The 23,552-nt window shown below is 54.7% G+C and carries 21 protein-coding genes, 1 tRNA gene and 3 pseudogenes; 17 read left to right on the top strand and 8 right to left on the bottom strand.

Annotated features, from left to right (window positions below; genetic code table 11):
* From IPN69_20845 to IPN69_20830, 4 genes are all read right to left on the bottom strand, one after another.
* Positions 1 to 3,129 carry a hypothetical protein gene (locus tag IPN69_20845; protein MBK8813156.1) on the bottom strand — a complete coding sequence of 1,043 codons (3,129 nt, stop codon included), beginning with the start codon at positions 3,127 to 3,129 and terminating at the stop codon, positions 1 to 3.
* A gap of 67 nt (positions 3,130 to 3,196) precedes the next feature.
* Positions 3,197 to 4,063, bottom strand: coding sequence for a VCBS repeat-containing protein (locus tag IPN69_20840; protein ID MBK8813155.1), 867 nt, complete (start codon positions 4,061 to 4,063; stop codon positions 3,197 to 3,199).
* 36 nt (positions 4,064 to 4,099) lie between these two features.
* Positions 4,100 to 4,336, bottom strand: coding sequence for a hypothetical protein (locus IPN69_20835; protein ID MBK8813154.1), 237 nt, complete (start codon positions 4,334 to 4,336; stop codon positions 4,100 to 4,102).
* Between the two features lie 793 nt (positions 4,337 to 5,129).
* A tRNA-Phe gene (locus IPN69_20830) sits at positions 5,130 to 5,205 on the bottom strand.
* Positions 5,206 to 5,514: 309 nt separating this feature from the next.
* Between IPN69_20830 and IPN69_20825 the strand changes: the two genes are divergently transcribed.
* Positions 5,515 to 5,955, top strand: a complete 441-nt coding sequence (locus IPN69_20825; protein ID MBK8813153.1) for a hypothetical protein — start codon at positions 5,515 to 5,517, stop codon at positions 5,953 to 5,955.
* Between the two features lie 234 nt (positions 5,956 to 6,189).
* Here the strand turns inward: IPN69_20825 and recA are convergent, their stop codons facing one another.
* Together recA and IPN69_20815 are read right to left on the bottom strand one after the other, a co-directional pair.
* Positions 6,190 to 7,197: a recombinase RecA gene (gene recA / locus IPN69_20820; protein ID MBK8813152.1), complete on the bottom strand. Its 1,008-nt coding sequence runs from the start codon at positions 7,195 to 7,197 to the stop codon at positions 6,190 to 6,192.
* A gap of 286 nt (positions 7,198 to 7,483) precedes the next feature.
* Positions 7,484 to 9,070, bottom strand: coding sequence for a tetratricopeptide repeat protein (locus IPN69_20815; protein ID MBK8813151.1), 1,587 nt, complete (start codon positions 9,068 to 9,070; stop codon positions 7,484 to 7,486).
* A 136-nt stretch (positions 9,071 to 9,206) separates the two neighbouring features.
* Between IPN69_20815 and IPN69_20810 the strand changes: the two genes are divergently transcribed.
* From IPN69_20810 to IPN69_20800, 3 genes are all read left to right on the top strand, one after another.
* Complete coding sequence (locus IPN69_20810; GenBank protein MBK8813150.1) at positions 9,207 to 9,914, top strand: hypothetical protein; 708 nt, start codon at positions 9,207 to 9,209, stop codon at positions 9,912 to 9,914.
* Between the two features lie 150 nt (positions 9,915 to 10,064).
* Complete coding sequence (locus IPN69_20805; GenBank protein MBK8813149.1) at positions 10,065 to 10,622, top strand: sigma-70 family RNA polymerase sigma factor; 558 nt, start codon at positions 10,065 to 10,067, stop codon at positions 10,620 to 10,622.
* 18 nt (positions 10,623 to 10,640) lie between these two features.
* Positions 10,641 to 13,118 carry a protein kinase gene (locus tag IPN69_20800; GenBank protein MBK8813148.1) on the top strand — a complete coding sequence of 826 codons (2,478 nt, stop codon included), beginning with the start codon at positions 10,641 to 10,643 and terminating at the stop codon, positions 13,116 to 13,118.
* Here IPN69_20800 and IPN69_20795 read toward each other — a convergent pair.
* A complete protein-coding gene (locus IPN69_20795; protein ID MBK8813147.1) occupies positions 13,115 to 13,411 on the bottom strand; it encodes a hypothetical protein in 297 nt (98 codons plus the stop codon). The genes IPN69_20800 and IPN69_20795 overlap by 4 nt on opposite strands.
* Before the next feature lie 245 nt (positions 13,412 to 13,656).
* On the opposite strand from IPN69_20795, the gene IPN69_20790 reads away from it, so the two are divergent.
* The 13 genes and pseudogenes from IPN69_20790 to IPN69_20730 all read left to right on the top strand — a co-directional run bounded on the left by IPN69_20790 (position 13,657) and on the right by IPN69_20730 (position 21,378).
* A complete protein-coding gene (locus tag IPN69_20790) occupies positions 13,657 to 13,950 on the top strand; it encodes a hypothetical protein (protein MBK8813146.1) in 294 nt (97 codons plus the stop codon).
* Positions 13,951 to 13,962: 12 nt separating this feature from the next.
* Entirely contained in the window at positions 13,963 to 14,319 is a 357-nt protein-coding gene (locus IPN69_20785; GenBank protein ID MBK8813145.1) for a hypothetical protein, read from the top strand.
* Positions 14,320 to 14,487: 168 nt separating this feature from the next.
* Positions 14,488 to 15,369 carry a hypothetical protein gene (locus IPN69_20780; GenBank protein ID MBK8813144.1) on the top strand — a complete coding sequence of 294 codons (882 nt, stop codon included), beginning with the start codon at positions 14,488 to 14,490 and terminating at the stop codon, positions 15,367 to 15,369.
* 374 nt (positions 15,370 to 15,743) lie between these two features.
* A pseudogene (locus tag IPN69_20775) lies at positions 15,744 to 16,028 on the top strand (RHS repeat-associated core domain-containing protein).
* 638 nt (positions 16,029 to 16,666) lie between these two features.
* Entirely contained in the window at positions 16,667 to 16,906 is a 240-nt protein-coding gene (locus IPN69_20770; GenBank protein MBK8813143.1) for a hypothetical protein, read from the top strand.
* A gap of 9 nt (positions 16,907 to 16,915) precedes the next feature.
* Complete coding sequence (locus IPN69_20765; GenBank protein MBK8813142.1) at positions 16,916 to 17,605, top strand: hypothetical protein; 690 nt, start codon at positions 16,916 to 16,918, stop codon at positions 17,603 to 17,605.
* Positions 17,606 to 17,614: 9 nt separating this feature from the next.
* On the top strand, positions 17,615 to 18,034 hold the full coding sequence (locus IPN69_20760) for a hypothetical protein (GenBank protein MBK8813141.1): 420 nt from the start codon (positions 17,615 to 17,617) through the stop codon (positions 18,032 to 18,034).
* 196 nt (positions 18,035 to 18,230) lie between these two features.
* On the top strand, positions 18,231 to 18,563 hold the full coding sequence (locus IPN69_20755; protein ID MBK8813140.1) for a hypothetical protein: 333 nt from the start codon (positions 18,231 to 18,233) through the stop codon (positions 18,561 to 18,563).
* A 5-nt stretch (positions 18,564 to 18,568) separates the two neighbouring features.
* A complete protein-coding gene (locus IPN69_20750) occupies positions 18,569 to 19,996 on the top strand; it encodes an RHS domain-containing protein (GenBank protein MBK8813139.1) in 1,428 nt (475 codons plus the stop codon).
* Between the two features lies 1 nt (position 19,997).
* A complete protein-coding gene (locus tag IPN69_20745; protein ID MBK8813138.1) occupies positions 19,998 to 20,483 on the top strand; it encodes a hypothetical protein in 486 nt (161 codons plus the stop codon).
* A gap of 200 nt (positions 20,484 to 20,683) precedes the next feature.
* Positions 20,684 to 20,881, top strand: a pseudogene (locus IPN69_20740) (hypothetical protein).
* Between the two features lie 10 nt (positions 20,882 to 20,891).
* Positions 20,892 to 21,155 (top strand): annotated as a pseudogene (locus tag IPN69_20735) (BrnT family toxin).
* Entirely contained in the window at positions 21,145 to 21,378 is a 234-nt protein-coding gene (locus IPN69_20730; protein MBK8813137.1) for a CopG family transcriptional regulator, read from the top strand. The pseudogene IPN69_20735 and the gene IPN69_20730 overlap by 11 nt, the downstream one beginning before the upstream one ends.
* A gap of 446 nt (positions 21,379 to 21,824) precedes the next feature.
* On the opposite strand, the gene IPN69_20725 is transcribed toward IPN69_20730, so the two are convergent.
* The gene (locus tag IPN69_20725) at positions 21,825 to 23,381 is read right to left on the bottom strand and encodes a bifunctional metallophosphatase/5'-nucleotidase (protein ID MBK8813136.1); all 1,557 of its coding nucleotides are present in this window, start codon (positions 23,379 to 23,381) and stop codon (positions 21,825 to 21,827) included.
* Positions 23,382 to 23,552 lie beyond the last annotated feature (171 nt).

Below are 23,552 nucleotides of genomic sequence, written 5' to 3'. Positions count from 1 at the left end.
TCAAAAACTAACGCCTGTAAAGGGGTCAAAAATTAACGCTGATTGACAGTATGTAAAGCCCGCACTCCAGCTATTGTTGTCCGGGTTGCCGACGGTCGTCAAAGCCGTGTTCACTTCCTGTTCGGGCTGCCTGACACGCAGCATTCGTCCAAGCGAGTCGTACATAAAATACCGATTCTGAACACCCTGCTGCACCCGAACCATGTTCCCAAGCGTGTTGTACGAGTAATAAGTCGGCTGGTTCGGGCTCGCAACCGTCCCAAGCTGGCCTGCACCGTTTGGCTCGTCAACGCGGATAAGCTGCCCAAGAGCATTCGTGATCGAGCGACGCTGCTTGCCCGCCTGGTCGGTCACGGTGGTGGTGTTTGTGTCGATGTCTGTCCGGACAATGCCGGTCGAGTTTGTATTCCCGCCGCCAAAGACGATCGGCAAAGCCGAGCCTGAAAAGGTCTGGACCTCCGAACGTCTGCCATTGCTCCACGCGGTCGCAAGCGTCCATCCCATCGTTGCATTTGACTCGTTAGACGAATAATTTGCTCTGTAAGGATTGGAAGTCAGTTGATACGTATAACCCTCAACCGTCTCGTACCGCGTCTGTACCTTGATGCCGTCGGTTTCGTTTGTCGCCGACTGTGTCGCGGCGTCTTCAAGTGATTTCGTCAGCCTGACTCTTCCCAATTGATCGAAGAACTGCGTCGCGACCTTTGCGCCGTCGCCCTTTGCGGCGACGTCGGCTCTCGTGATGACTCGCCGGTTGATGACATCATATTCTGTCTGGACCCAGACCTCGTCGTCGGTACCGTACGCCGACGCGATCTTTGTCGGCCGGCCAAGATCATCGTAATATGTCGCCGTCGAGATCGAGTTGTCGACGTCCGTTGCGAGCGTCGGAAGCCCCGTATAGAAATCGTACTCCATAGCCGACGTCAGCTTGAGCGCCGAATGGTTCGACGCTTTTTCGACCTTCGTCGGATAGAGGTTCTGAAGATTTGAGGAACAGCTTGTTTCGCCGTCGATGCAACCGTAAGTGACGGTCGTCTCGACGCTATTGGCATCGGTCGTTACGGTCGGCATGCCGTAAGCGTTGTAGGATACGGTGGTTGAAACAGAGTTCGTCGAGGTCAACGGGTTGCTGTAGGCGCGCGACGTTCCGCCCTTGAACGAGTCCCAGCTCTTTGTGCCGATGGGATTGCCGCCGATGGTGTTCGACGAATACGAAGTGTGATCGTAGGTGATCTCGCTTCGCGATTTGGGCGATCCAGATCCGTCCCGGATCTCGGTCGATTTCACCAGCCCGAGGAGGCGCGGCGAACTTGCAAGATGATAGGAATCAGAATCCGTGTATGTTGTCGATGACGAATCTGGAGTGTCGTTGTAATAATCCGTTTTAGTTATCCTCGCCGGCGTCGCTCCGGATGGAAGGCCGGTCGGACGGCCTTCGGAGTCACGCGGAACGGTCGAGTAAGCAGCAAAGTCGTATTGCCTGACTTCGGTCACGTTCCCGTTCTTGTCACGGCTGTATTCGGTGATCGCGGTTTTCGCCGGACTGCCGGAGTTGTCCTCGATCGTCGTGAATTCGTATTTGACCCAGCGGTTCGCCTTGTTGAAAAAGCCGTGCGCGGCGGGAATATTGCTGGTGTAGATCTTTTCAAGAATCGATGTCGGCGTAACGGTCTTGTAGCTTTCGCCCTTGACCAGCACCGGAACGTACGGCGGATTCGTGATCCCGCCCTGATAGTAATGCTCCGTGGTTTCGGCGCCGTCCGGGCCTGTCACGGTGACTGACGTGATGTCTTCGAGCGTGTCGTTGAACGAAACGGCGGAATACGTCCAGATATCCGACGTGCCGGAAGTTGAATCGTCATATTCGAGATCGTATTCGAGCGTTTTTTCGATGGGGCGGTTGCGCAGCACCTTTTCCGCCTTGACACCGGTCCCCGACGATCCGTCGAGATAGTAGTCATAGTCCGCCGAGGCGCCCGACGGCAGTTCAACGGAGGACAGTTCGCCCCAGCCGTTGTCGGCCGCGGAAGTATTGTCGGCGTTGTAACCGAAAACGTAGTGAAGCCCGCTTCCGAGCTGTGCGGGAAGGTCGATCCTGTCGACGACAACGAAGCCCTGGGCGAGTTCGCGGCTCTGAAAAGCGTCGGGGTCGAGCGGTGACGGCGCCATGTCGGATGACCAATACTCCTTGTTGACCGTGATGGTTTTCCATTTCACTTTGGTGATCACGGCCGCGCCGTTGAAACCGGTCGAGCGGATCCAGTCTTCGTTTTCCCCGGCGGCGTAGTCGATCACAACCTTTCGGCTCAACTGGTCCTGAATATATGTCGTCTTTCGTCCGGAATAGTTCGAATCGGCGGCGTTTTCGACGACATCGACGTAATTGCCGTTCCTGTCAATGATCCTCTGGTAAACGTTGAGCGATGAATCGTGGACGACGCGGGTTCCTTCGGGCGAGTAGAGCGTCCAGGCGTTGTTCGTCCAGTCCTGGTCATTGTCGGTGACGAGCGCGAGCCTCAAGAAGGTTCCGTCAGCCGTGAAATAGTTCAATGTGCCGGTCAGCGGGCTTCCCGAACAGGCCGGGCGTCCGTCGGGCCAGATGTTCATGTACTCGTTCTCGTTCATATTCGACGCCTCGTGGTAGAGCTGGTGTTTTGAGCCGTCGGGCATGACGATGTGAAGTTTGTACGGATAAAAGCTGGCGTTGTTGCCGTTCTCGCAATAGGCCTGCTCGCCCGAAAGTTTCAGGTATTCCAGTTTCAGCGAGTATTTGTAGCCGTAACGCCATCCGCCCTCCTCGGCCGGAACGAGCGCATTGACGTCATGCGTCGTCGTGAAGCGCGTGATGTCCGTCACCACGATATCCCAGATCTTCGAATCGTACCGGATATTGACCCCGGCGCTGATGCCGCGTCCCGGCGGAAGGGATCCGAGCGGCACGTTGAGCATCAGATTGCCGCCGTACAGGCCGATCGTCTCGATATCGGAGATCGAGTAGGACTTGCCGGGACTGACGCCGTGGTCGGCGGATTTAGTCGTTTGATCCTGAGCAAAACCGACTGCCGCGGGAAGGATAATGAAAGCGAGAATAATGCCGAATGCCGATTTGAGTGAATGCCGTTTCATGCTGATTCTCCGTTGTGTCTGAGCCTGAAGTGTTGCCGTTTGCCGTTTGCCGTTTTATCGCCGGGTGCTATCTTCTGAAGTAAGCCGGAACGGGCGTGTCTCCGGCGATTCCCCAGGTCTCTGTTCGGGTGTTTCCGTCGCCGCTCTTCTTGATGTACCACCGGCCGACGTCGCCGGCGCCCGACGAGGATTCGACGCCGCGCCAGACGGCGATGTCGCATTGGGCGTCGGCGTCGTAATCGTTCCGGACGGGCGTGTCGGTCGAGATGCCGAACTGCTCGGAGTATGTCGAGTTGGTCGTCGTCTTGAGGATGTACCAGGTCGCGTTGCCGCTTCTCCAGACGGCGATGTCAGCCTTGCCGTCACCGTCGTAATCGCCGGGAACGGGTTCGTCTCCGGAGTTGCCGTAGGATGTGCTTGAAGAACTGCCGTTCGAGCTGGCGACAACGTAGAACGTGGTGTTCGAATTGCGCCAGAGCGCGATGTCGGCCTTGCCGTCACCGTCATAGTCGGCCGCGACGGGCTTGTCGCCTGAGCCGCCGTAGGTCGTCGAAACCGTATTGTCCGTGGAACTCTGCAAGATGTACCAGGTGCCGGTTGAAGGACGGTAAACGGCGACGTCGGTCTTGCCGTCGCCGTCGTAATCGGCCGGCGCGGTCAGATCGCTCGTTGTTCCGAGCGTCTTTGTGTATGAATTGCCGTCGCTCGACCTGAGAATCCACCAGGTGTTGGTCGAAGGCCGCCAGATCGCGAGATCCGTTTTGCCGTCACCGTCGTAGTCGCCCTGAACGGTGACGTCTCCCGATGTTCCCCAACCGGTCGAGAACTGCTGCGACCCGGTGCCGCCCATCACCCACCAGTAACCGGTCGAAGGCCGCCAGACGGCAAGATCCGCCGGCGGCGCGGCGTTGGCATTTGCGTCTTCAACGGCCAACAGTCTTTGGCCAGCGTAAATTAGTTCCTTCGAGAGCTACGGAGTCGGCGTCGGCGTCGGCAGGAAGGGATTGACGCGCCCGAAAAGGGAAGGCTTATAGTTCTGATTCTTCCGCGCGAGCCTCTCGTCCTTCGCGCTCTGTTCGAGAAAGCTCATCCCCGTGCCGAAAACGCCGAGCGCGACGACCGAGATGATGAGAATGGCGAGCCAGTTCCGATTTCGGATTTTCGATTTGGGATTTTCGATTGCGGGTTCTGTGATCTTCCGTTTCATATCTTTTTCCTTTGGCGACGAGCGGAAAGGCTCGTCCTTTTTGTTCAACGTTCGCGCGATTCTCCGGCCGGGCCGCACATCGCCGATTGGCGGCGCAGCCGCGTTGCCAGTTGCCGCCGCCGGAAAGGCCGAGCCTTTCCGCAGATCCGGGCGGCAAGCCGCATCCGGCGGTCCGACATTGTCTCGATCATCGTTTCAAAAAACAAAGAGACGGCTGAACGCGATTGCGTCCGGTCCGTCTCATTTTCGTTCCCGTCCTGCGGGATTCGTGAACTTTTTGGGAGTTCAGGCATTTCAATTCCGAGCAAACGTTTCATCGACAACCCTCGCGAGCCGTCAAGTACAAATCCTGCGCGGTCATCCGTGATCCGCGCCCTACGTCAATTTGTATCGCCCCGGTCATCCCAGGGCTCATCGGATAGCCATTCGGCGTCTCCGGATTTTGTCGGAACTGAGGTGATTATCTGCCCCCCCCCTAAAAAAAGTCAACTACTTTCTCATAATGTTATTAATAAGCCGGGCTTATTTGAAATACGAACGATTCTCTCACGATTTGTCTTGTGGCTTCCTCTCCCTGGGCTTCAATCGGCCGATTTTGCTTTTGGTGCCGCTTCTTACAGAAATCCGGTAAATGACACGAGCTTCCTTGGTGAACAGATTCTCTGGGTAGCTAAAGAAGGAACGCGCTGTGCCGTTTCAAGCATAATGCGCACGTTCTAACTGGCTTGGCACATAATTGGCACACAAAAAAATAAAGGGCACCCGATCGGATGCCCTGAACTGTTTGAAAACGTGGTGGCCAGGGACGGAATCGAACCGCCGACACGCGGATTTTCAGTCCGCTGCTCTACCAACTGAGCTACCTGGCCATTTGGTCAACGCCTCGGGAATAACTTCGGCGCGAATTTGTAAGTTTAGATAAAGGAGTTTTTGATGTCAAATCGCGCCGGATAAAAGCCTGAAAGTTGATGTTTTGCACAAAAAAGGCCGAAAAAGGTGTTGACAACAACATTGATGGGTCTATAATCCAGTTTAGCAGTCGCTTTGCCCAATTTGGCTGCTAAAACCTTCCGAATTCCGTTTGATACCTGCCCGTGCCGGTTTGAACGCCGTCGCCGCCCTCCGGAGGCGCAACATTCAAGCCGGCACAGTTATGTTTAAATAGGAGACAGAAAATTATGATACGAAATGCTTTTTACATCGCAATCATTCTGACGGCCGCTTTCGTCGCCGCCTGCACATCGGCCACCGCGCCGGGAAATTCGACACAGACCACGCCGAACAGCAACACCGCGTCCAACGTCCCGCCCGAGTTCTCTGGAACGCCGATCGCGCCGGACGGAAAGGAAACGCCGGGAATTCCGCCGGTTAACCAGGCCAATCTCACGAATTTGCCGCGCGGCGCGACGCCGACGCCGGGGATTCCCGATTCGAACACTGTCGGCAGGACGCCGGTTCCGAAAGGCGCCACGCCGACTCCCGGAATTCCGGACGAAAAGACTTTGAAAGAGCAAATGAACCGGGTCATCAAGGATCCGAATGCCGTCAACAAAGCGCCTACGCAGTTGCGCGATGCCGTGAATCAAGGCTTGAAGACGGTCAAGAAAAAGGTGAATTAGTCGCGGAACGGCGGCGGCACCGGAATGCTGCCGCCGTTCGCGCTTTTGCTCCAGTGCGGGGTCGCATCATCAAGGATCCGCGCCGCCGACAAGGCTCCGACTCAACTGTGCGACGCGGCCCAGGTCTTGAAGACGGTCAAGAAAAAGGTGAATTAGTCGTGGAACGGCGGCGGCATCGAAATGCTGCCGCCGTTCGCGCTTTTGCTCCAGTGCGGGGACGCTTGCGCTCCAGTTCTAAGCCGCCGCGGCTTTGATCAATCCGAGCTTGACCTTGACGTCGTGCTCGATGCGCCCGTACATTTCGCGGTTCTCCTTGAGCATCGTCTTCACGTTCTCGCGGCCCTGGCCGAGGCGTTCGCCCGAATAGGAAAACCACGCGCCGCTCTTTTCGACGACCGAATTGTTTACCGCCAGATCGAGAAGATCGCCCTCGCGCGAGATTCCTTCCCCGTACATAATGTCGAACTCGCATTCGTGGAACGGCGGCGCGACCTTGTTCTTGACGACCTTGACCTTCGTCCGGTTGCCGACGATCTTATCGCCGTCCTTGATCGCGCCGATGCGGCGGATGTCGATGCGGACCGACGCGTAAAACTTCAAGGCCTTGCCGCCGGTCGTCGTCTCCGGCGAACCGAAAAAGACGCCGATCTTTTCGCGCAGCTGGTTGATGAAGATGAAACACGTGTTCGTGGTCGAGATCGTGCTAGTCAACTTGCGAAGCGCCTGCGACATCAGACGCGCCTGAAGCCCCATATGCGAATCGCCCATTTCGCCGTCGATCTCCGCGCGCGGGACGAGCGCCGCGACCGAGTCGACGACGATGACGTCGATCGACGCCGAGCGGACGAGCGTTTCGGCGATGTCGAGCGCCTGTTCGCCCGAATCGGGCTGCGAGATCAGTAGGTCATTGATGTTGACGCCGAGTTTTTCGGCGTATTCCGGATCGAGCGCGTGTTCGGCGTCGATAAACGCCGCGACGCCGCCGAGATTCTGGGCCTGCGCCACGACCTGCAGCGCGAGCGTCGTTTTGCCCGAACTTTCCGGACCGTAAACCTCGATGATGCGGCCGCGCGGAAAACCTCCGACGCCGATCGCCGCGTCAAGACTGAGGCAGTTGGTGGAGATAGCTCCGACGTCTTCGTGCGGCCGTTCGCCGAGACGCATAATCGAGCCTTTACCGAATTTTTTTTCAATGTTCGCAAGCGCGGAATCGATCGCCTTGCCTTTGGAATCAATGCTCATAGCTGGTTGTGCCATCCTTTTTCTTTCTCCTTTTTGCTGATTTCCCAAATCTTGATGCAGAGTGTAACACAAAAAAGAGCGTTTGTGAAATGTTGTTTCATAGGTGAAACAACCGTGAGATTTCCTTTGACGAAAGGAAGTTGATTGAGTTTAGGAATAATAAGTTAGAGGAAACAGGGGAAAAGTGCAAGGTAGTGCATAGTGCAGAGTGCAGAGTGCATAGTGCCAGAATTCCACTCTGCACTCTGCACTCTGCACTCTGCACTATGCACTGATCTCACTGATCTCACTGCTCAAGTTGGGCGGCCCGAATCTCATCGGCCTGCGCGAGGGCGGCGTTGCCTTGCGACTTATACACCAGCGCGCGGGCGCGATAGAGATTCGGGAGTCGGGGGTTAACCTGGATGCCGCGGTTGAAGTCGGCCAGCGCGGCGTCAAGATTCTTCAGGTAAATGAACGTGATTCCGCGATTCAGGTACGATTCGGCGAAGTTCGGATTGAGCGAGATATGCTTGTCGAAATCCGCCTTTGCCTTCTTCCATTCTTCCTGTTTTACGTATGCCGTGCCACGGTTGTAGTAGAAGACCGGTTCGTTCGGGTCGAGCTTGATGCCTTGGTCAAAGTCCTTGATCGCGGCTTTGAGGTCGCCGAGATCGTTCAGATAGACGGCTCCGCGGCCGAGATACCACTTGGCTTCGCCCGGCTCCTTCTTGATCAGCTCCGTGTAGTAATCGACCGCGAGTTTGAACTTGCCCGCTTTGGCCGCGTCCCCGGCAGCCGCTTCAAGTTCGCCGGTCGTCACGGGAGTCGGTTCGTTGTTGTTCCTCGCGGCTTCGTTTACCTGCTGAATCGTCGTGTTGTCGACCGGCTTCTGCGCCGAGTTCGAATTGGCCGGTGTCGAACTTCCGCGGATCACGCGCATTTTTTCGACGAACATATCGGCGTAAAGAGAGAGCATTTCGCGTGCGGCGTTGAGATAGAGTTCCCGTTTTGAAGAGATCACGAGCGGCGTAAACGTAAATCTCGCATCGCCCATCAATTGCCTCGTTTTCAATGAGGTCTTCGAAGCGTCCTCGTACGGTTTTTCGGCGAAGAGCCCGCGCGCGGCGACCGGAAGCGCGCTGCGAAACTGCTCGACGTTGTTCTTTTTGTCGATCAAAAAGACGAAGCTGTCGGGAACGTTCATCAACGCCCCGATCGCGTAATCGGCCGTGTATTTGCCGTTATCGTAGAGCCATCCGGCGCGGTCCTGCCGAAAGCCAGCCTTGAGCTGGATCGAGGCAAAGTCGAGCACGACGTCAAATGTCGCGAGATCTCCGCCGGTCGTCTCGGCGGCATTCGCCATTTTCTTGATCTTGCCGAATCCGATCAGCTCAGTCGTGCCGAACGGACGCCAGCGGACCATCACCGGCCCGTCGTAAGCGGTGAATGAGATCCACGCCTGACCGTTTTTGCCGTCGTAGTCGTTGAGCTTTTTGTCTTCCTGAGTCTTTTGCCGTTCGGCATAATAATCGGTGGCTTTGACCTCATCGTACGTTCCGGCGGAAATTCCCGCGGCGGCCAGTTTGTTTCGCAAGATCACGTAGAATTCATCGGTCAGGTTTTGCAGATCGCGTTCGGTCAGATCGCTGTCGAGATAGACCGTGACCTCGGCGCTGCTGCCGCTTTTCGCGGTTGCCTGCGAGGTGATCAGTTTGTAATGGACGCGAACCTGTCCGAGCGACATCTTCGTCGTGTTCTTGGCGACCTTTGGTTTACTGAATGTTCCGGACTTGATGTAATCGAAAGTTTCGTCAGCGACCTTCGCGATGTTCTGCGCGGACGAGGCGACCGCAAACAAGGTCAAGAGCATTGATATTTTCAGAAGTTTCATTGGTATTTCGTCTCCTAAAGCAAATCGCAAGAAAATTTGGGAAACCGGCCCAAACTATTTTTGTGAAAGGAATTTGGTCGCGATGTCATTACAGGTTATGTGGAGTTTCTAAAGCAATACTAACGGAGAAAAAAAGATGACTAAGCAGCTTATCCTGGAAGGGTTGTGGTTTCCCAATTTCGGAAGCGACAACAGCAAGAAGAATTTTCGACTTGTATATTTCATCACGCTTGAGGTCGATAAAGTCGACGACAAGGACAAACCGGTGGTCGGCGCGGACGGCAAAAACGTCAAACAAAACGTGACGGTGATGGTCGAGAAGCCAAAAACGAAGGACTTTTGGCACTGGAGAAAAGAGACTGAAAACCTCTATCTGCCGCCCAAGGACAAAAAAACAGACCCGGTCGAACTTGACCTCAGTCGCCTCCGAACCAACAGCTTCGGATTTCAAGCAGACAATTATCGGATCGAGAGCCTTCCCGGCACCTTGCTCTCGGTGCGCGTTCAGATCTACGACATTCACGACAAGAACTTCGGCTACTACCTGCGAAAAGTCCTGATCGCGGTCGGATCGGATGCGATCAAACTCGCGGGCGGCGCGGTCGGCCTGCCTTCGGGGGTTGTCGATCTGATCGCGAAGGGAGCTATGGTCTTTCTCGGCGATGGCAAAGCGGCCTCCGACAAGATCGACCAGAAGGACGCCGAAAAAACGACCAAGGATAAGATCCTTTTCGGTGGATTCAGCGATTACAAAGCTGGTGACGCATCAATTGTCATCGAGGGCGAACGCTTCTGGGGCGACGGAAAGATCGGCACCTATCGCTTGAAACTCGGATTCGAATAACTCGTCTCAATAAATTTAAGAAAGGGTGAATTGCGGAGGCGGTTCGCCCTTTTCCCATTTCTGAATCGTGGGGACGCGAGAACTCGATCTTTTGCCGGTCGAATGAGGAAAATTGCTCCGAATTTGATAAAATCAGCCGAAAGTCACGGTATGAGTGAAGCGCCCGAAATCACGGAACTCTTGAACCGGGCGCGCGGCGGCAACCGTCGCGCGCTCGACGAACTGTTGCCGCTCGTTTACGACGAACTCAAACGCGTGGCGGCGAAAAGACTCGCCTTCGAACGCCCGGATCACACGCTGCAACCGACTGCGCTCGTCAACGAAGCGTATCTCGTTCTCGTTGATCAGCATTCAGTCGACTGGCGAAACCGGCTTCACTTTTTCGCGATCGCCGCCGAGGCGATGCGCCGCATACTGGTAAATCACGCGGTCGCCAAACGCGCTCAAAAACGCGGCGCCGGCGAAACGCTCCTGTCGCTTGACGAAGCCGTCAGTTTTCCGAAATCGACTGAATTGGATCTTACCGTTCTTGACGACGCGCTGAATCGTCTCGCGGTGATGGATCCGGATCAGGCGCGGATCGTCGAACTCAAATTCTTCGGCGGTTTGACCAACGAGGAGATCGCCGATTTTATGAGTGTTTCCGTTTCGACCGTCAAGCGTGATTGGGCGTCGGCGCGCGCCTGGCTTCTGACGCAGTTGACCTGACGCCCGCGTCAAAAGAAGTTGAGTCAAACAAATCTGATGGATCCGGCCGACTGGAAGATAATCAAAGAGGCATTCTCAACCGCCGCGGAGCTGACGTCAGCCGCCCGCCTGGCGTTTCTCGGAACGCTCGAAGAATCGGTCAGGTTCGAAGTCGAGAAGATGCTCGCTGCCGACGCCGCCGACGTTGGACTGCTCAACGAACCGTTGGCCGATGTCCACGCACTCGACGAATCGCTGCCGGACAAGATCGACGAGTTCACGATCCTCCGCGAACTCGGGCGCGGCGGGATGGGCGTTGTTTATGAAGCGCGCCGTGAGAACGAGGCTTTTTCGCAGCGCGTGGCGCTCAAGGTCATCAAGCGCGGGATGAACAACGAGATCATCCTCAAACGGTTTCGGTCGGAACAGCAGATACTCGCGACGCTCGAACACGAGAACATCGCGCGGTTTCTTGACGGCGGCAAGACGGCCGACGGATTGCCGTACTACGCGATGGAGTTCGTCGATGGCGTTCCGATCATCGAGTTTTGCGGGCGCGGGCGTTCAACTGCTGAAATAATCGAGATCTTCCGAAAAGTCTGCGCGGCCGTTTCCTACGCTCACTCACAGCTCGTCGTTCATCGCGATCTGAAGCCGTCGAACATCGTCGTCACTGCCGACGGACGCCCAAAATTGCTCGATTTCGGAATCGCTAAAGTTCTCGACACCGGCATCTCCGACGGAACCGCGACCCAACTCGGGATGATGACGCCGCAATACGCTTCGCCCGAACAGATCCGCGGCGAAAAGGTCTCGACTTTGAGCGATGTCTACAGTCTCGGCGTGATCTTTTACGAGATCCTGGCCGGCGGCAGGCCGTATGACACCGACGGCAAAAGTTATGCGGAGATTCTCGAAACGATCACGAATACGATGCCGGTGGCGCCGTCGGGAAATTTGCGCGCGCCGGATCGGATCAATCGATCCCTCAACTCCGATCTTGACAATATCGTCCTCAAAGCGCTTCAGAAAGAACCGTCAAGGCGGTACCAATCGGTTGAACAGTTTGCCGAGGATCTTCGTCGCTGGCTTCTTGGTTTGCCCGTCACCGCACGCGCCGACACGTTCGGTTACCGGCTGCGAAAGTTCATCGGCCGAAATCGGATCGCGGCCGCCGCAAGCATCGTGATCGGCGCGACGCTCGTCGGCGGAATCGCGGCGACCTCGTGGCAGGCGTACCGCGCCGAACAACAACGAATTCTCGCCGACAAGCGGTTTCGCGAAGTGCGGGCGATCGCCAACAATGTCGTCTTCAAATATCACGATGAGATCGAAAAGCTTCCGGGTTCGACCGCCGTCCGCGAAATGCTTGTCACGGACGCGACGGCCTATCTCGACAGCCTCGCGACGGATTCGATGAACGATCCGGAACTCGAACGTGAACTCGGTCTGGCGTATCTCAAACTCGGCGATGTCCAGGGCAAGATCTACTCGGCGAATACCGGCAACACGGCCGGAGCGCTCGACAGTTATCGGAAGTCGATCGAGTTGCTCGAACGCGTGGCCGCCGCGCGGGTTGATGACGTCGCGGTCAAAGACGACCTGTTGAAAGCGTATGACGCGCGCCTGTCGATTTCGGTACGCGTCAATGAAAGCGCGGCCAACAAACAGTCGCTCCTTGAACGCTCGGCGCAACTCGTCGAGGAGATTTTGCGGGTCGAGCCCCGTTCGTCAAAGCGGCTCGCGCAGCTTTCGACGCTGTTTATCCGAAAAGGCGATTCGGTGGGCACGATCGGCGACCGCGAATCTTTGAACACCAAGCTCGAAAGCCATCTCAGGGCCGAAGCCCTCGCGAACGACGCGATGACGGTCGATCCCGATAATCCGGAAATCCTCCGCATCGTTGCGCGCGCTCTGCAGCGCGTCGGAACAACCTATTTCTGGCTCGGTGAAAATGCGTTGGCAAAGGGGCCGGCAGACGCCGCCGCCGACAATTTTCGCGCGGCATTGCCGTATCACGAACGGATGTTCAAGCTGGTCGAGAGGCTCAGCGGATCGGTTCCTGAAACTTCGGAAACCCGTCGCAACCGGATTGCCGCCCACAGTTCATACTCGCGGACGCTGAGCCGGAACGGAAGAACCTCGGACGCGCTCGCGCTCGCGAGTGACGCGGAGACCATCGCCGCGAAAAGTCAGGCTGCCGATCCGGCCAACCGCGAGGCGGCATTCGATATCGCGGAACTTAACGGACTTTTTGCCTCGATTCACGAGGACGCGGCCCAATTTCAGAACGCGGTCGCCTACTATGCCCGTTCGCGCGATCAGTTTTTCGGGATTTTCGAAGACGATCGGAAGAATGTGGAAGCCATAAACGCCGCGATCGACAAAGCCCGCAAGCTGACCGGGTTGCTGCAAAGGTCCGGCAGAACGTTTGAGGCGGAAAAGAGCCGCCGCCGGACGGACGAATTGATCGAGATGAGGAATTCGGCAATCGATAGACAATCGCCGGCGTTCTAAAAGTCGGCCATATCGAATCCGGTTTTTTGATGAAACTGTTCGGCGAGCGAAGCGACGTCAAACGAGTTTTCGTCTCGCATCACGCGCTCGACGCGCCACATCGGAAAAAAATACTCCTGCATCGGCAAATAAGGCTCTTCATTCTTGATCGCGTTCGTCCATTCCTCAAAATAGCTGAGATCGATCCCGCGCATAAATATCCCGGCCGCCCCGATCTCATGCAACACCCCGACGACCTTTTCCCGCGGATTCTGAAGAATCACGATCACGCTTTCACCGGCTTCGATTTTCATATTGTTCAGGACAGGACAAGCCCGTTGACTAAATTGTAACGAATTCCTCGAATTTTTCTCATTCGCAGTAGTTCGCTTCTGTTGCGGAAACGCAATTCGGATTTGGGAATTGCGGTTGCGGACAGCTTCATCTGCTTCTTCTTGAGAATCATGCCATTTGGAATCCTGATTAATCTCCGTCCGAGTAATTCTTGACATTCGTTCGGGGGGAGGGGTAGACTTCCGGCAATCGCAGGCTGAAAAAGGTGATCTATCCAGCGATTACGCCCAATGGGTCCCGGCTTGATCAAAGAACTGAATACGATCTTGTCGGCAACGTCAAGAAACGGATTGATACGGCCGGCAGACAAACAATTTATGATTACGACAGCGCGAACCGCCTGATCGGTGTGACCGACGCAATGGCGCAGGTTACGCATTTTGAATACAACGCCCGAAGTCAGATGGTCAAGGTCACGGATGCCCTCAACCAACAGTATGTTTTTACATTCGACCCGCTGGAAGGCAATTGTCGCAAACTCGCGCTGGTGCCACGATGAGCTTTGAATACGATGCGGTCGGCAATCGGACAAACCGAACTGACTATTCCGGTCGCGAATCACCTGATGGAGGTCGTTGCGATTGTGATTAGTTACGCACGTTGGGTTGTCGCATCCTGCATTGGAGTCGTTGCTGTGTTGATTACGCGGTTGCTTTTGGGCTACCCTTCTTTCGATCTGGTTCCGACTTCGATTTTTGAGTTCTGGGTCATCGTACATTTGCCGTTGCATCTATTGGTTATGGCGAGCGGCTTGCCTGAAAGTGTTGGCGGAATCATTTTTTACTGCTTGATTTTTCTGCAATGGATGGGTTTCAGTCTGCTCGGATGGTTCGCAGTTTCTCGAATCAAGGCGTTTTTGACCCGCTGAGTCCGGTTTGGTTTCGGATGCGGGCAGGATGCGAAGATCAAATTTACCGCTGACGAACATCGAGCGTTTTATGCAAAATAGAACGGCGCTTTGGGACGCAGAATCCAGCGTATCGTCGGCAACGGTCGAGAGAACACGAAGTTTGTCTATGACGGCCTCGATGTCGTGATGGATGACAGTTCGGGCGTCCTGACGAAGTATCAGAACGGTTTGGGAATTGACAGCAAATTGAAGTTGAGTTCAAACGGCGTTTCGAAATACTTCCTGGCTGATCATCTCGGAAGCACGAATGCGCTGACGGATTCTTCCGGAACGATTCTCGAACAAACCGCTTACGACAGTTTCGGCAACGCGACGAATCAGCTTTCAACGCGCTATGCCTTCACCGGCCGTGAATTCGACAATTTCACTGGCCTCCATTACTACCGGGCCCGCTGGTACGACGGCAATCTCGGAAGATTCATCTCCGAAGACCCGATCGGCTTTGCAGGTGGCGATGTCAATTTGTATGGGTATGTTCACAACAATTCCATCAACAAAAATGATCCATGGGGATTAGTAGATTTAGGTTATGGTTCACCGACAGGGCCACCGATTCCATATTCGAATTTGGAGCGATCGGCCGTAACGTCTTATCCTTTCAGCTACGATTTTGGATGCGATCGTTCCGGGATAGGCGTTGGCGCGATAAACGACTTCACAAAAAACTACTCCGACATGAGGGCCGCAAACACTATCGGTGCAGACAAGTTTTTCCATTGCATGGCGAACTGCCAGGCAGCACGGCGCGGCAGTATCGGCGTCTTGATTTCACAGACCATGAGCGAGGGTCGAGAACTGTTTGACGAGAATCTTAAGGGCGACCCGCGAGTGGCATGTGATGCAGACCGATACGCCAATCAGATCGGTCGCGATAGCGGATCACGATGCGACCCGTGCGTATCAGTCTGTTCACGATTCGTGCCGCAAGGATTGACCTATCCGGTGCCACGACCTAATTTCGGCCCCAACGGCGACTGTGGGCGATTTGGGAACTGGGGGTGCAAATGAGATTCGTACGGATCAGTGTCATAGTGTTCGCCATACTCCTATCAGCGGTTTCATGCGATTTTCGTAACGGAGGTTGCGCTTTCGTGGCAAATCCGGATGTTAAGTGCCGTGTTCTTGATCGGCGCGCAAGTACTGAACTTGTAGAATACTTCAATGTCGACACGAATGATCTGCGACTATTTCTGAAATCCGACGGCGAGTCAGTCGAAATCACTCATCCGTTTGGGAAGGTGACGAATTTCGACCCGAAGGTTGATTCGAATGTGATTAAGTTCGACAAAAACGACTCGCGCTTCCTGATTGTAAACGGCGAAAGATTTCAGGTTGAAAGAAAAGCGAAATAGTCTTTTCGGTCAAGGTGCATCTAATCGCAAATCGGCGTCCAAACAAACGCGTTGACGGACGCTTCGGGGAATGTAACGTCGTCAGAGACGTATGATGATTCCATCGGCAACGGAAGCGGCAATCTGGCGACAAGATACCGTTTCACCGGCCGCGAGTACGATGATTTCGCCGGGCTTTATTACTATCGGGCCCGCTGGTACGACAGCAATCTCGGACGATTCATCTCCGAAGACCCGATCGGATTCGCCGGCGGGGATGTCAATCTTTATGGGTATGTCGGCAACGGGCCGCTGGGGGCGGTTGATCCTTTTGGATTGCAGGAAGGGCCGGTAAACTATCTCCGGAATCCGCTGCCTGTCGAATACTGGGAAATCAACGGTGTATCGAACACGGTATCCGATCTGTTGATGCTTGACAACGTCGCTGAGTGGTCATGGATCGCCGGAGACTATCGATGCTCGACCGAAGACCGGCTCGCGGCCGGAGCAAAACTTGTCGGGTGGACAGCGTTCAATGCGGTCGGCGGCTTCGTCATCGGCAAAGTCCTCGGAAAGGTCGGCAGGGTTCTCGGCCCCGGCGTCAGGCGAATCCTCGCCGGAACCGGGGATGACATAATCGAGCTTGGGATTTCACAGGGCGCCAAGAATGGCGATCACCTTTTCGCCATTCACCCACGTGTTCCAGGCCAGCTTGCCGATTCAAGATTGGGGGCGCTGGCTGGCAAGCTGTCGGAAGACGATCTCCAGCGCTTGGTCAGCAATCCATCGGCTAAGAGATATTTCGATGTTCGGTCAGGGCATATAAATGTAATCCAAGAAGTCGATGGCAAGCTAATACGAATCACGGTGCCGAGGGATGCAATGAAAATAATTTCGGTTGGCCCTATTAGGCCAAACGGAGTATCAAATCGAATGGCAAGCGGCGATTTCATTCCGCTTCCCTAAATCGAACTATGGCGACAATTCACATCTCCGAAATTCAGAAACTACTGGCTGAACGCGGCGAGTCGGATGCACTTCCATATTCGCCCGGTGGATATTTCCTCGAGATCAGATTCGACGATCCTGCTTCGAAAACCAGCGTCATCGACAACGAATTGAAGGATGCGGTGATTACCGCCGACTGTGCATTTGGGTTCGTGACAATCCAGTTTGACGAAACCGGCAAACTGAAGTCGATTGATCTGAGCTGACTTTTCGACTTGGGCAGCGGACCGCTGAACGGAATCGATCAATCGGGGCTGATCGATCCGAGCGGTTATCAGGATCCGACGATGTACAGCAGCGGAGGATTCGCGAATCCGGCTGAATTCGCCGACGGCCTTGATAACGGGCTTGATGGAGTTGAACAGTCAATCGGATTTGATCCGATCATCGGTTACTCGGCGATCCCGATTTACAACGAGGGGCTTCGCATTCAGCCGATCAGGGCGCTCGGCGTCATCCGCGGGTTTGTCGATCTGCTCCGCGTCGGCCGCGGTCTCGGACAGGCGATCTACTGCGACGACTCCGACGGCTGGGACCGTGCGATATTCGTGGCCGAAGACATCACGCGGGCAAGCGGCCTCTTCACCACGCTTGCCGGGCCGGTTGCGGGGAGAGTGGCAGGTCAGTCTACGAAAGGCGATCTGTTCCTTCCTGGAGAGTACTATGCTAGGCGAACGAAATATGCACCGGCTCAGTTTTCGCCGTACGGAACGTACCAACGATTCGACGGATTCGGAAACCTGAAACAGGTAACTACCTATGATCGGTTTGGAAATCGCATCAGGCAGTACGATGTTGGGCCCGGGACAAGACACGGTGAAGGTTATCATACCTTCGAATACGATCAGACTAATCCGCGACAATCCTCCGGCGGCGGCAGACAAAGCAAGCACATCATTTTTTGAAAGGCGATTATGAAGAACGATAACCAGACTAATTCGTGGATTCAAGTTAATTGTCGGGCTCGGTGGGATCAACTCGCTGAATCGTGCGATTATTTTGAGGACGGGGTGGTTCGCGAGCTTAGTTGGACGGGCGGCGAGTATGTTGACGGGAATTTTCAAATGATCTTTGCGGGGAGTCCGGTTGTTTGGCTTTTGGTTCAAACGCAAAACGCCAAAGCTCCCGCGATTGAGTTTCGGATAGAAGATGTGGTCGAAATCCAATTGGATCACAGGCAAGAACCCGAGTTCAATACGGTTTTCGGAGACGATGAGATATTGCTTGAGCTTTCAGGAGGCGGAGGAAGTCTAATTCGAGGCGCTCGGTTGTTTTACAGAATAAAGGATCGACCTTTATTGGGGGAAACAACTTTGTTGAGTGGATCTGAATAACTCAGAGATGGGAATTGGCGATAATCCTCGGGATTCGATTCGAAAGAAACGTACCGGCACCCCACCGGTCGATATCTAACGGTGTAACCCCGTAGTCAAGGCAATTGGAGATTCAATGATTGTACGATGTGTCAACAACCGACTCGATCAGATTGACGACAATCCGCTTCGCGAGATTGTGTCAAAATCCGTACATTTGAATGAACTGGATTTGGAGGTCGGGAACAACTATTTTGTCTATGGGATTGTGTTTTGGGAAGGGATACCTTGGTATTACATTCTTGAAAATGATTCGGACGATTATCCGGTACCGATTTGTGCGGCGTTTTTCGAGATTGCGTCAGCAGATTTTTCGGCGACGTGGCGTTTAGGGTGGGGGCATAACGGGATGGCAGCACAGATTCTTCCTTCCGAATGGCTGGACGATCCTCGGTTCTATGAAGAGCTTGTTGGCGGGGGCACACGCGAAATCGAGACGTTTCAGAGGATCCGTCATGAAATTGATCGCGAGAATTCCGGCATCCCTTAGGAAAAATGCAAGCTGCGGGAGTAATGGACACGAGTCAGACGGCGACGCTCTTTGACAGACAGTACGAATATGACAACGCGAGCCAGATCGAAAGCGTAACCGAACCGGGCAAGGTCCGGAATTTCTCGTATGATTTCGTCAATCGGCTGACCGGAATGACGAGTCCGACGGAACCGGCCGAATCTTATAATTTCGACAAGGTCGGCAACCGGACGGCGTCGCACCGGAGCGCGAACTACGGGTATGAGACAGGCCAGTTCAATCGGGTAAACTCAACCGATACAGCCGGTTACGTTTACGATGCAAACGGCAATATCCGGATGAAGGCCGAGGGCAAAGAGCTCTGGCGCTATCAGTGGGATTTCGACAACAGGCTGGTTTCGGCATCGACAAGAAAGCAAACGGTACGTTACAAATACGACGCTCTCGGACGCAGAATTCAGCGGTTCATCGTCGGCGGGAAGGAGAACACGAAGTTCATCTACGACGGCGCGGATGTCATCGCCGACGACAATTCGGGAACGCTGACCAAATACATCAACGGCCCGGGCGTCGACAACAAACTCCGGATGCAGACCGGCGGCGACGTCAGGTATTTCATCGCCGATCATCTGGGGTCAACAAACGCGCTGACTGATGCTTCGGGGAATGTTACTTCGTCGGCGTCATACGATTCATTCGGCAATGCAACCGGCAACCTTGCGACCCGGTACAAGTTCACCGGCCGCGAGTACGATGATTTCACCGGACTTCATTACTACCGGGCCCGCTGGTACGACGGCAATCTGGGACGGTTCATCTCCGAAGACCCGATCGGGTTTGCGGGCGGCGATGTGAATTTGTATGGGTATGTCGGAAACGGGCCGCTTGGTGCGGTTGATCCTTTCGGAACAATTTCTGATGATGCATTACTCAAATTAGCCCCGCACGACTTAGGAATGGGATACCGCGCCCGTATCGATCGCTTCAACGGTCCGGAGGGCTTCGAGATTCACGTCTATTCGCCTAAGGTAAATCGAATCGGTGCTCAGGCGGAGGTCGGCATTGTTAATGGCCGGAACGGCTGGATCGCGAAACATGGCTTTCCGTCGGTTCCGCCCGAAGGACTTCCTCAACCCGTACTTAACAAGTTAAATGGTTTGAACGTGGACGTTCTACGTCAATACGAGTTGATTCCTCCGAAGGGTTCAGCAAATATTCAAGGCGGCAGGTACTTGTTCCCAGGGCGATCGATCTTTGGAACGATGGGGCGAACCGTGTTGTATCTTGGAATAGTTGAGGGTCTATTAATTGACTATGGGACTTATTTTAGGGCGGAATCATGCGGTCGAACATTTGGAGAACAATTCGCTGAAGATAACCGAAACTACCGGTACATCATGACGCCCTTGGGGTTGTTGCCAAATCCAAGTTACATCGAGGAGATCTATTGAAATGCGCTATCTGGACTCATCCGCGCCTCAGGTTACGGCCTCTGTGTGGCGGCGATTATTTGACGAGTACCGTCGTTCGCTGAATGAAGTTGCCGATCGGCTACCGGAAGGGGTTCGCAAATTTGCGATTTCTGACTGGTATTACGACGCGAGCGATCACCGTTGCCCGCATGATTCTTCGGTCGGATCCGTTTCGGTAACCGAAGAGAATGGGCAGATCGCGATCCGATTGAGATTGTTCGGAGCATTTCACGACGGCGAGTTGGTTTTTGATTACAAGATGGTTTCGAGTTATCAGATTTCGCTCCGAAGCAATCAGTTTGAGACGAAGACTCACAGTGACTGGGCCGTCGATGAAATCGGGCTTTCCGATGATGGATCAGTCGTTCACGAGATCCGATTTGTTTACGGCGACCAATGGCGAATTGAGTGCTCAGATATCCAATTTGCGTGGCATCCATTCGATGAGTCATTGACAAACGGCTAAGGGACTTATCGAAACGCGGGGATTTCAAAGGTTTATTCAAGACCGAAGTTAACATCTGATTTTCCGTTGCGAGTCATCCTCTAACTGACAGTTCCGGAAACGTCACGTCATCGGCGTCGTACGATTCATTCGGCAACGCGACCGGCAACCTTGCGACGAGATACAAGTTCACCGGCCGCGAGTACGATGATTTCACCGGATTGCACTACTAGCGCGCCCGCTGGTACGACGGCAATTTGGGAAGATTCATCTCCGAAGACCCGATAGGATTTGCGGGCGGCGATGTTAATCTCTACCGGTATGTCGGGAACGGGCCGCGATGTGTGGATCAGAGCGAAGGTCCGAAGACGAGATCGACCACATTCGCGCAGTTGCGCTGTGCCCTTGGATTGGTATAGTTTTTATACTATGTTCCGATTTGAGTTCGATGAGCGGAAGAGCCTTGCCAATACGAAGAAGCATGGCATTGACTTCGTCGAGGCCCAAGAACTCTGGGACGATCCTTAATTGATCGAGATTCCAGCACTCACGGTTGGTGAGCCGCGATATTTGATCGTCGGACGAATTAGCGGCAAGCACTGGTCGGCAGTAATTACATTTCGGGGCGAGAGTATCCGCATCATCTCAGTTCGACGGTCTCGGTCCGAAGAGGTTACACTTTATGAAAGCTAAAGACTTCGATGCTGATTTCGACAGCGGCAAGAGCGTTGTCGACGCGTTGGACGTTTCAAAGGCACGTCGGCCGTTGCAGGAACAGAAAAGGGTGAACGTTGACTTTCCGGCTTGGATGATCGAGTCGCTTGATAGGGAGGCGGGTCGGCTGGGCGTAACGCGCCAATCCATTATCAAGGTCTGGCTGGCTGAGCGCCTGGAGCAAACGGCGTTGAAGAAATGAACCGATCGTTAAGCAGCGATCGGCCGAGCGAACCGTCCGGAAAAGAAGTTGACAACTCTCGACGCGCTATGCCTTTACGCCGCACGAGATTGACAAGTTCACCCGCTCGTTGGTACGACTCTCAATTAGGCGGATTCATCTCCGAAGACCCGATCGGCTTTGCGGACGGGGAATCTCGGGAATGTCGGGAATAGACTCGGCCGTCGCTGACGCGACGAGATTCCGACAGTCCGATTCTCTGGTTTGTAACCCACGGCTGAATCTAGAATCGCTACGCGATCTGTTCGCGCGAGGCGCTCATTGCAACCGGGACGGTTGCGCTCCAATACGGTGAACCAAGAAGGCTCATTGTCAGGCTTGTTCGCGCGCGGCGCTCATTGCAACCGGGGACGGTTGCGCTCCAATCGCAAATCGCAAATCGCAAATCGCAAATCGCAAATCGCAAATCATTTTGCCCGTTTCACACGGCCTTCGATCTTGGGGGCGAAGGTTTCGAATTTCTTCAAGTATTTGATCATCGACTGGAGTATCTCGACGCCCGTATTCTTGCGGAATGCCGCGCTTTTGAAGACGGCGAAACCGTCGCCGCCGTCGGCGAGGAAGTTTGACGTCAGCAACTTGTAGGTTTTGTCGTCCGCCAGCGGCTGGCCTTTGATCAGGCATTTGACGACGCGCTGGCCGACCGGTTTCGATTCGTCATATTCCATCTCAATGCCGCGCGAAGCCTGCAGAATCCCGTTCGTCAGACCCGCGCCGTGCTCGAAGATCTTCCTCAAATCGCTGCCTTTCATCTCGAGCTGGTAAACGGTGTTCGGGAACGGAAACGCCGAGATCAGTTCGCCGACGGTGACCGGGCCGGCGTCGATGTCCTGCCGCAATCCGCCGCTGTTCGTGATCGCGAAATCATAATCGGGATACGCGTCGAGCATCGCATCCGCGACCATATCGCCGAGCAGGGATTCCTCGCCGTACGACCGGGTCAGTTCGACCGTTGAATTCGTCACAACTTCCTCGGTGATGACCTTGAGCTTATCCTTCCACTTTTTGATGACGGCGACCATTTCGGGATCATCCGGGATCGCGTCGTCGAAAACCGGACCGTAGTGATTTTTGAACTTGACGATCTTGTCCTTCTTGACGTCGTAGGTGAGTTCAAGTTTGCCGAGCTCGATCGTGTAGGCGTCGGTCGAAACGATGATCGTGCCGTTCGAAATGAGCGGCTTGGGCGTCCCGGTGTGCGCGTGGCCGGTGACCATCAGATCAAGTCCCGGGACGCGCTCCGCAAGTTCGATGTCTTTTTGCAGATTACGCGCGACGTCGACCGCGCCGCTCGTCGATTGGCGTCCCGGAATGCCTTGATGGATCAGCAGGACGATGAGGTCGGTCTTCGGCTTGAGTTCGTCGATGTATTTCTTGAGATAAACCTCTTCGTCGCGCGCCTCGATGCCCTGGATCATCTCATCCGAGGTCGTGTCGTAGAACGCGAACCGCCCGTGCAGTCCGATTATTCCGATCCGCACGCCGTTTACCTCCTTGACGATGTACGGGTTGTTCCAGTGGAGTTGCTCGGTTCCCTTGATGAAGATATTGCCGTTGAGGATCGGGAATTTCGCCTTCTCGAACTGAAGGCGCGCATTCTGCCAGCCGTGGTCGAACTCGTGATTGCCGACGCAGGCGGCGTCGATCCCGAGATAATTCATCGCGTCGATCACCGCTTCGCCTTTGGTCAGCGAACTGATGTACGGGCCGGTAAAGAAATCGCCGGCGTCGAAATAGAGCGTGTTCGGATTCTTCGCCTTCTCGCGTTTGACGAGCGTCGCGAAGTTGGCGAATCCGCCGACGAGCCGTGTCTCGCTGATCCACGGCACGCGATGCGGTTCGAGATGCGCGTGGAGATCGTTCGAGTAGAGAACGGTCAGTTTCTTCGTCTGCGCCGAGACATACGCCGGAATCGACAGCAACAGAATCGTCAGAGCGACAGATAGTAGTCTTATTCTTTTCATTATGTTCGAATTTTCGGGGAGATTCTCGCGATTAAATTAGCACAGAAGCCGAACGATTTCGCAACCCGATTCCTGGATTTCGCAATTGCGCGCGCGTAATCTAAAATCTATCCAAAACAAGGAATTTGGTCCGAAAGGCGTCCGATCCAAAATCCAAAATCAGAAATCCGA

Source organism: Acidobacteriota bacterium, assembly GCA_016715115.1.
Taxonomy (GTDB): Bacteria; Acidobacteriota; Blastocatellia; order Pyrinomonadales; family Pyrinomonadaceae; genus JAFDVJ01.
This window is presented reverse-complemented; position numbering and strand designations above follow the sequence as displayed.

What these genes read in the sequence shown, in the direction of transcription:
- IPN69_20825 (MBK8813153.1), top strand. Translation starts at nt 5,515, where the DNA reads ATGATACGAAATGCTTTTTACATCGCAATCATTCTGACGGCCGCTTTC.
- IPN69_20725 (MBK8813136.1), bottom strand. Translation starts at nt 23,381, where the DNA reads ATGAAAAGAATAAGACTACTATCTGTCGCTCTGACGATTCTGTTGCTG.
- IPN69_20780 (MBK8813144.1), top strand. Translation starts at nt 14,488, where the DNA reads ATGGATGACAGTTCGGGCGTCCTGACGAAGTATCAGAACGGTTTGGGA.
- IPN69_20745 (MBK8813138.1), top strand. Translation starts at nt 19,998, where the DNA reads ATGCGCTATCTGGACTCATCCGCGCCTCAGGTTACGGCCTCTGTGTGG.
- IPN69_20785 (MBK8813145.1), top strand. Translation starts at nt 13,963, where the DNA reads ATGCGGTCGGCAATCGGACAAACCGAACTGACTATTCCGGTCGCGAAT.
- IPN69_20750 (MBK8813139.1), top strand. Translation starts at nt 18,569, where the DNA reads ATGCAAGCTGCGGGAGTAATGGACACGAGTCAGACGGCGACGCTCTTT.
- IPN69_20845 (MBK8813156.1), bottom strand. Translation starts at nt 3,129, where the DNA reads ATGAAACGGCATTCACTCAAATCGGCATTCGGCATTATTCTCGCTTTC.
- recA (MBK8813152.1), bottom strand. Translation starts at nt 7,197, where the DNA reads ATGAGCATTGATTCCAAAGGCAAGGCGATCGATTCCGCGCTTGCGAAC.
- IPN69_20815 (MBK8813151.1), bottom strand. Translation starts at nt 9,070, where the DNA reads ATGAAACTTCTGAAAATATCAATGCTCTTGACCTTGTTTGCGGTCGCC.
- IPN69_20805 (MBK8813149.1), top strand. Translation starts at nt 10,065, where the DNA reads ATGAGTGAAGCGCCCGAAATCACGGAACTCTTGAACCGGGCGCGCGGC.
- IPN69_20770 (MBK8813143.1), top strand. Translation starts at nt 16,667, where the DNA reads ATGGCGACAATTCACATCTCCGAAATTCAGAAACTACTGGCTGAACGC.
- IPN69_20835 (MBK8813154.1), bottom strand. Translation starts at nt 4,336, where the DNA reads ATGAAACGGAAGATCACAGAACCCGCAATCGAAAATCCCAAATCGAAA.
- IPN69_20795 (MBK8813147.1), bottom strand. Translation starts at nt 13,411, where the DNA reads ATGAAAATCGAAGCCGGTGAAAGCGTGATCGTGATTCTTCAGAATCCG.
- IPN69_20810 (MBK8813150.1), top strand. Translation starts at nt 9,207, where the DNA reads ATGACTAAGCAGCTTATCCTGGAAGGGTTGTGGTTTCCCAATTTCGGA.
- IPN69_20730 (MBK8813137.1), top strand. Translation starts at nt 21,145, where the DNA reads ATGAAAGCTAAAGACTTCGATGCTGATTTCGACAGCGGCAAGAGCGTT.
- IPN69_20760 (MBK8813141.1), top strand. Translation starts at nt 17,615, where the DNA reads ATGAAGAACGATAACCAGACTAATTCGTGGATTCAAGTTAATTGTCGG.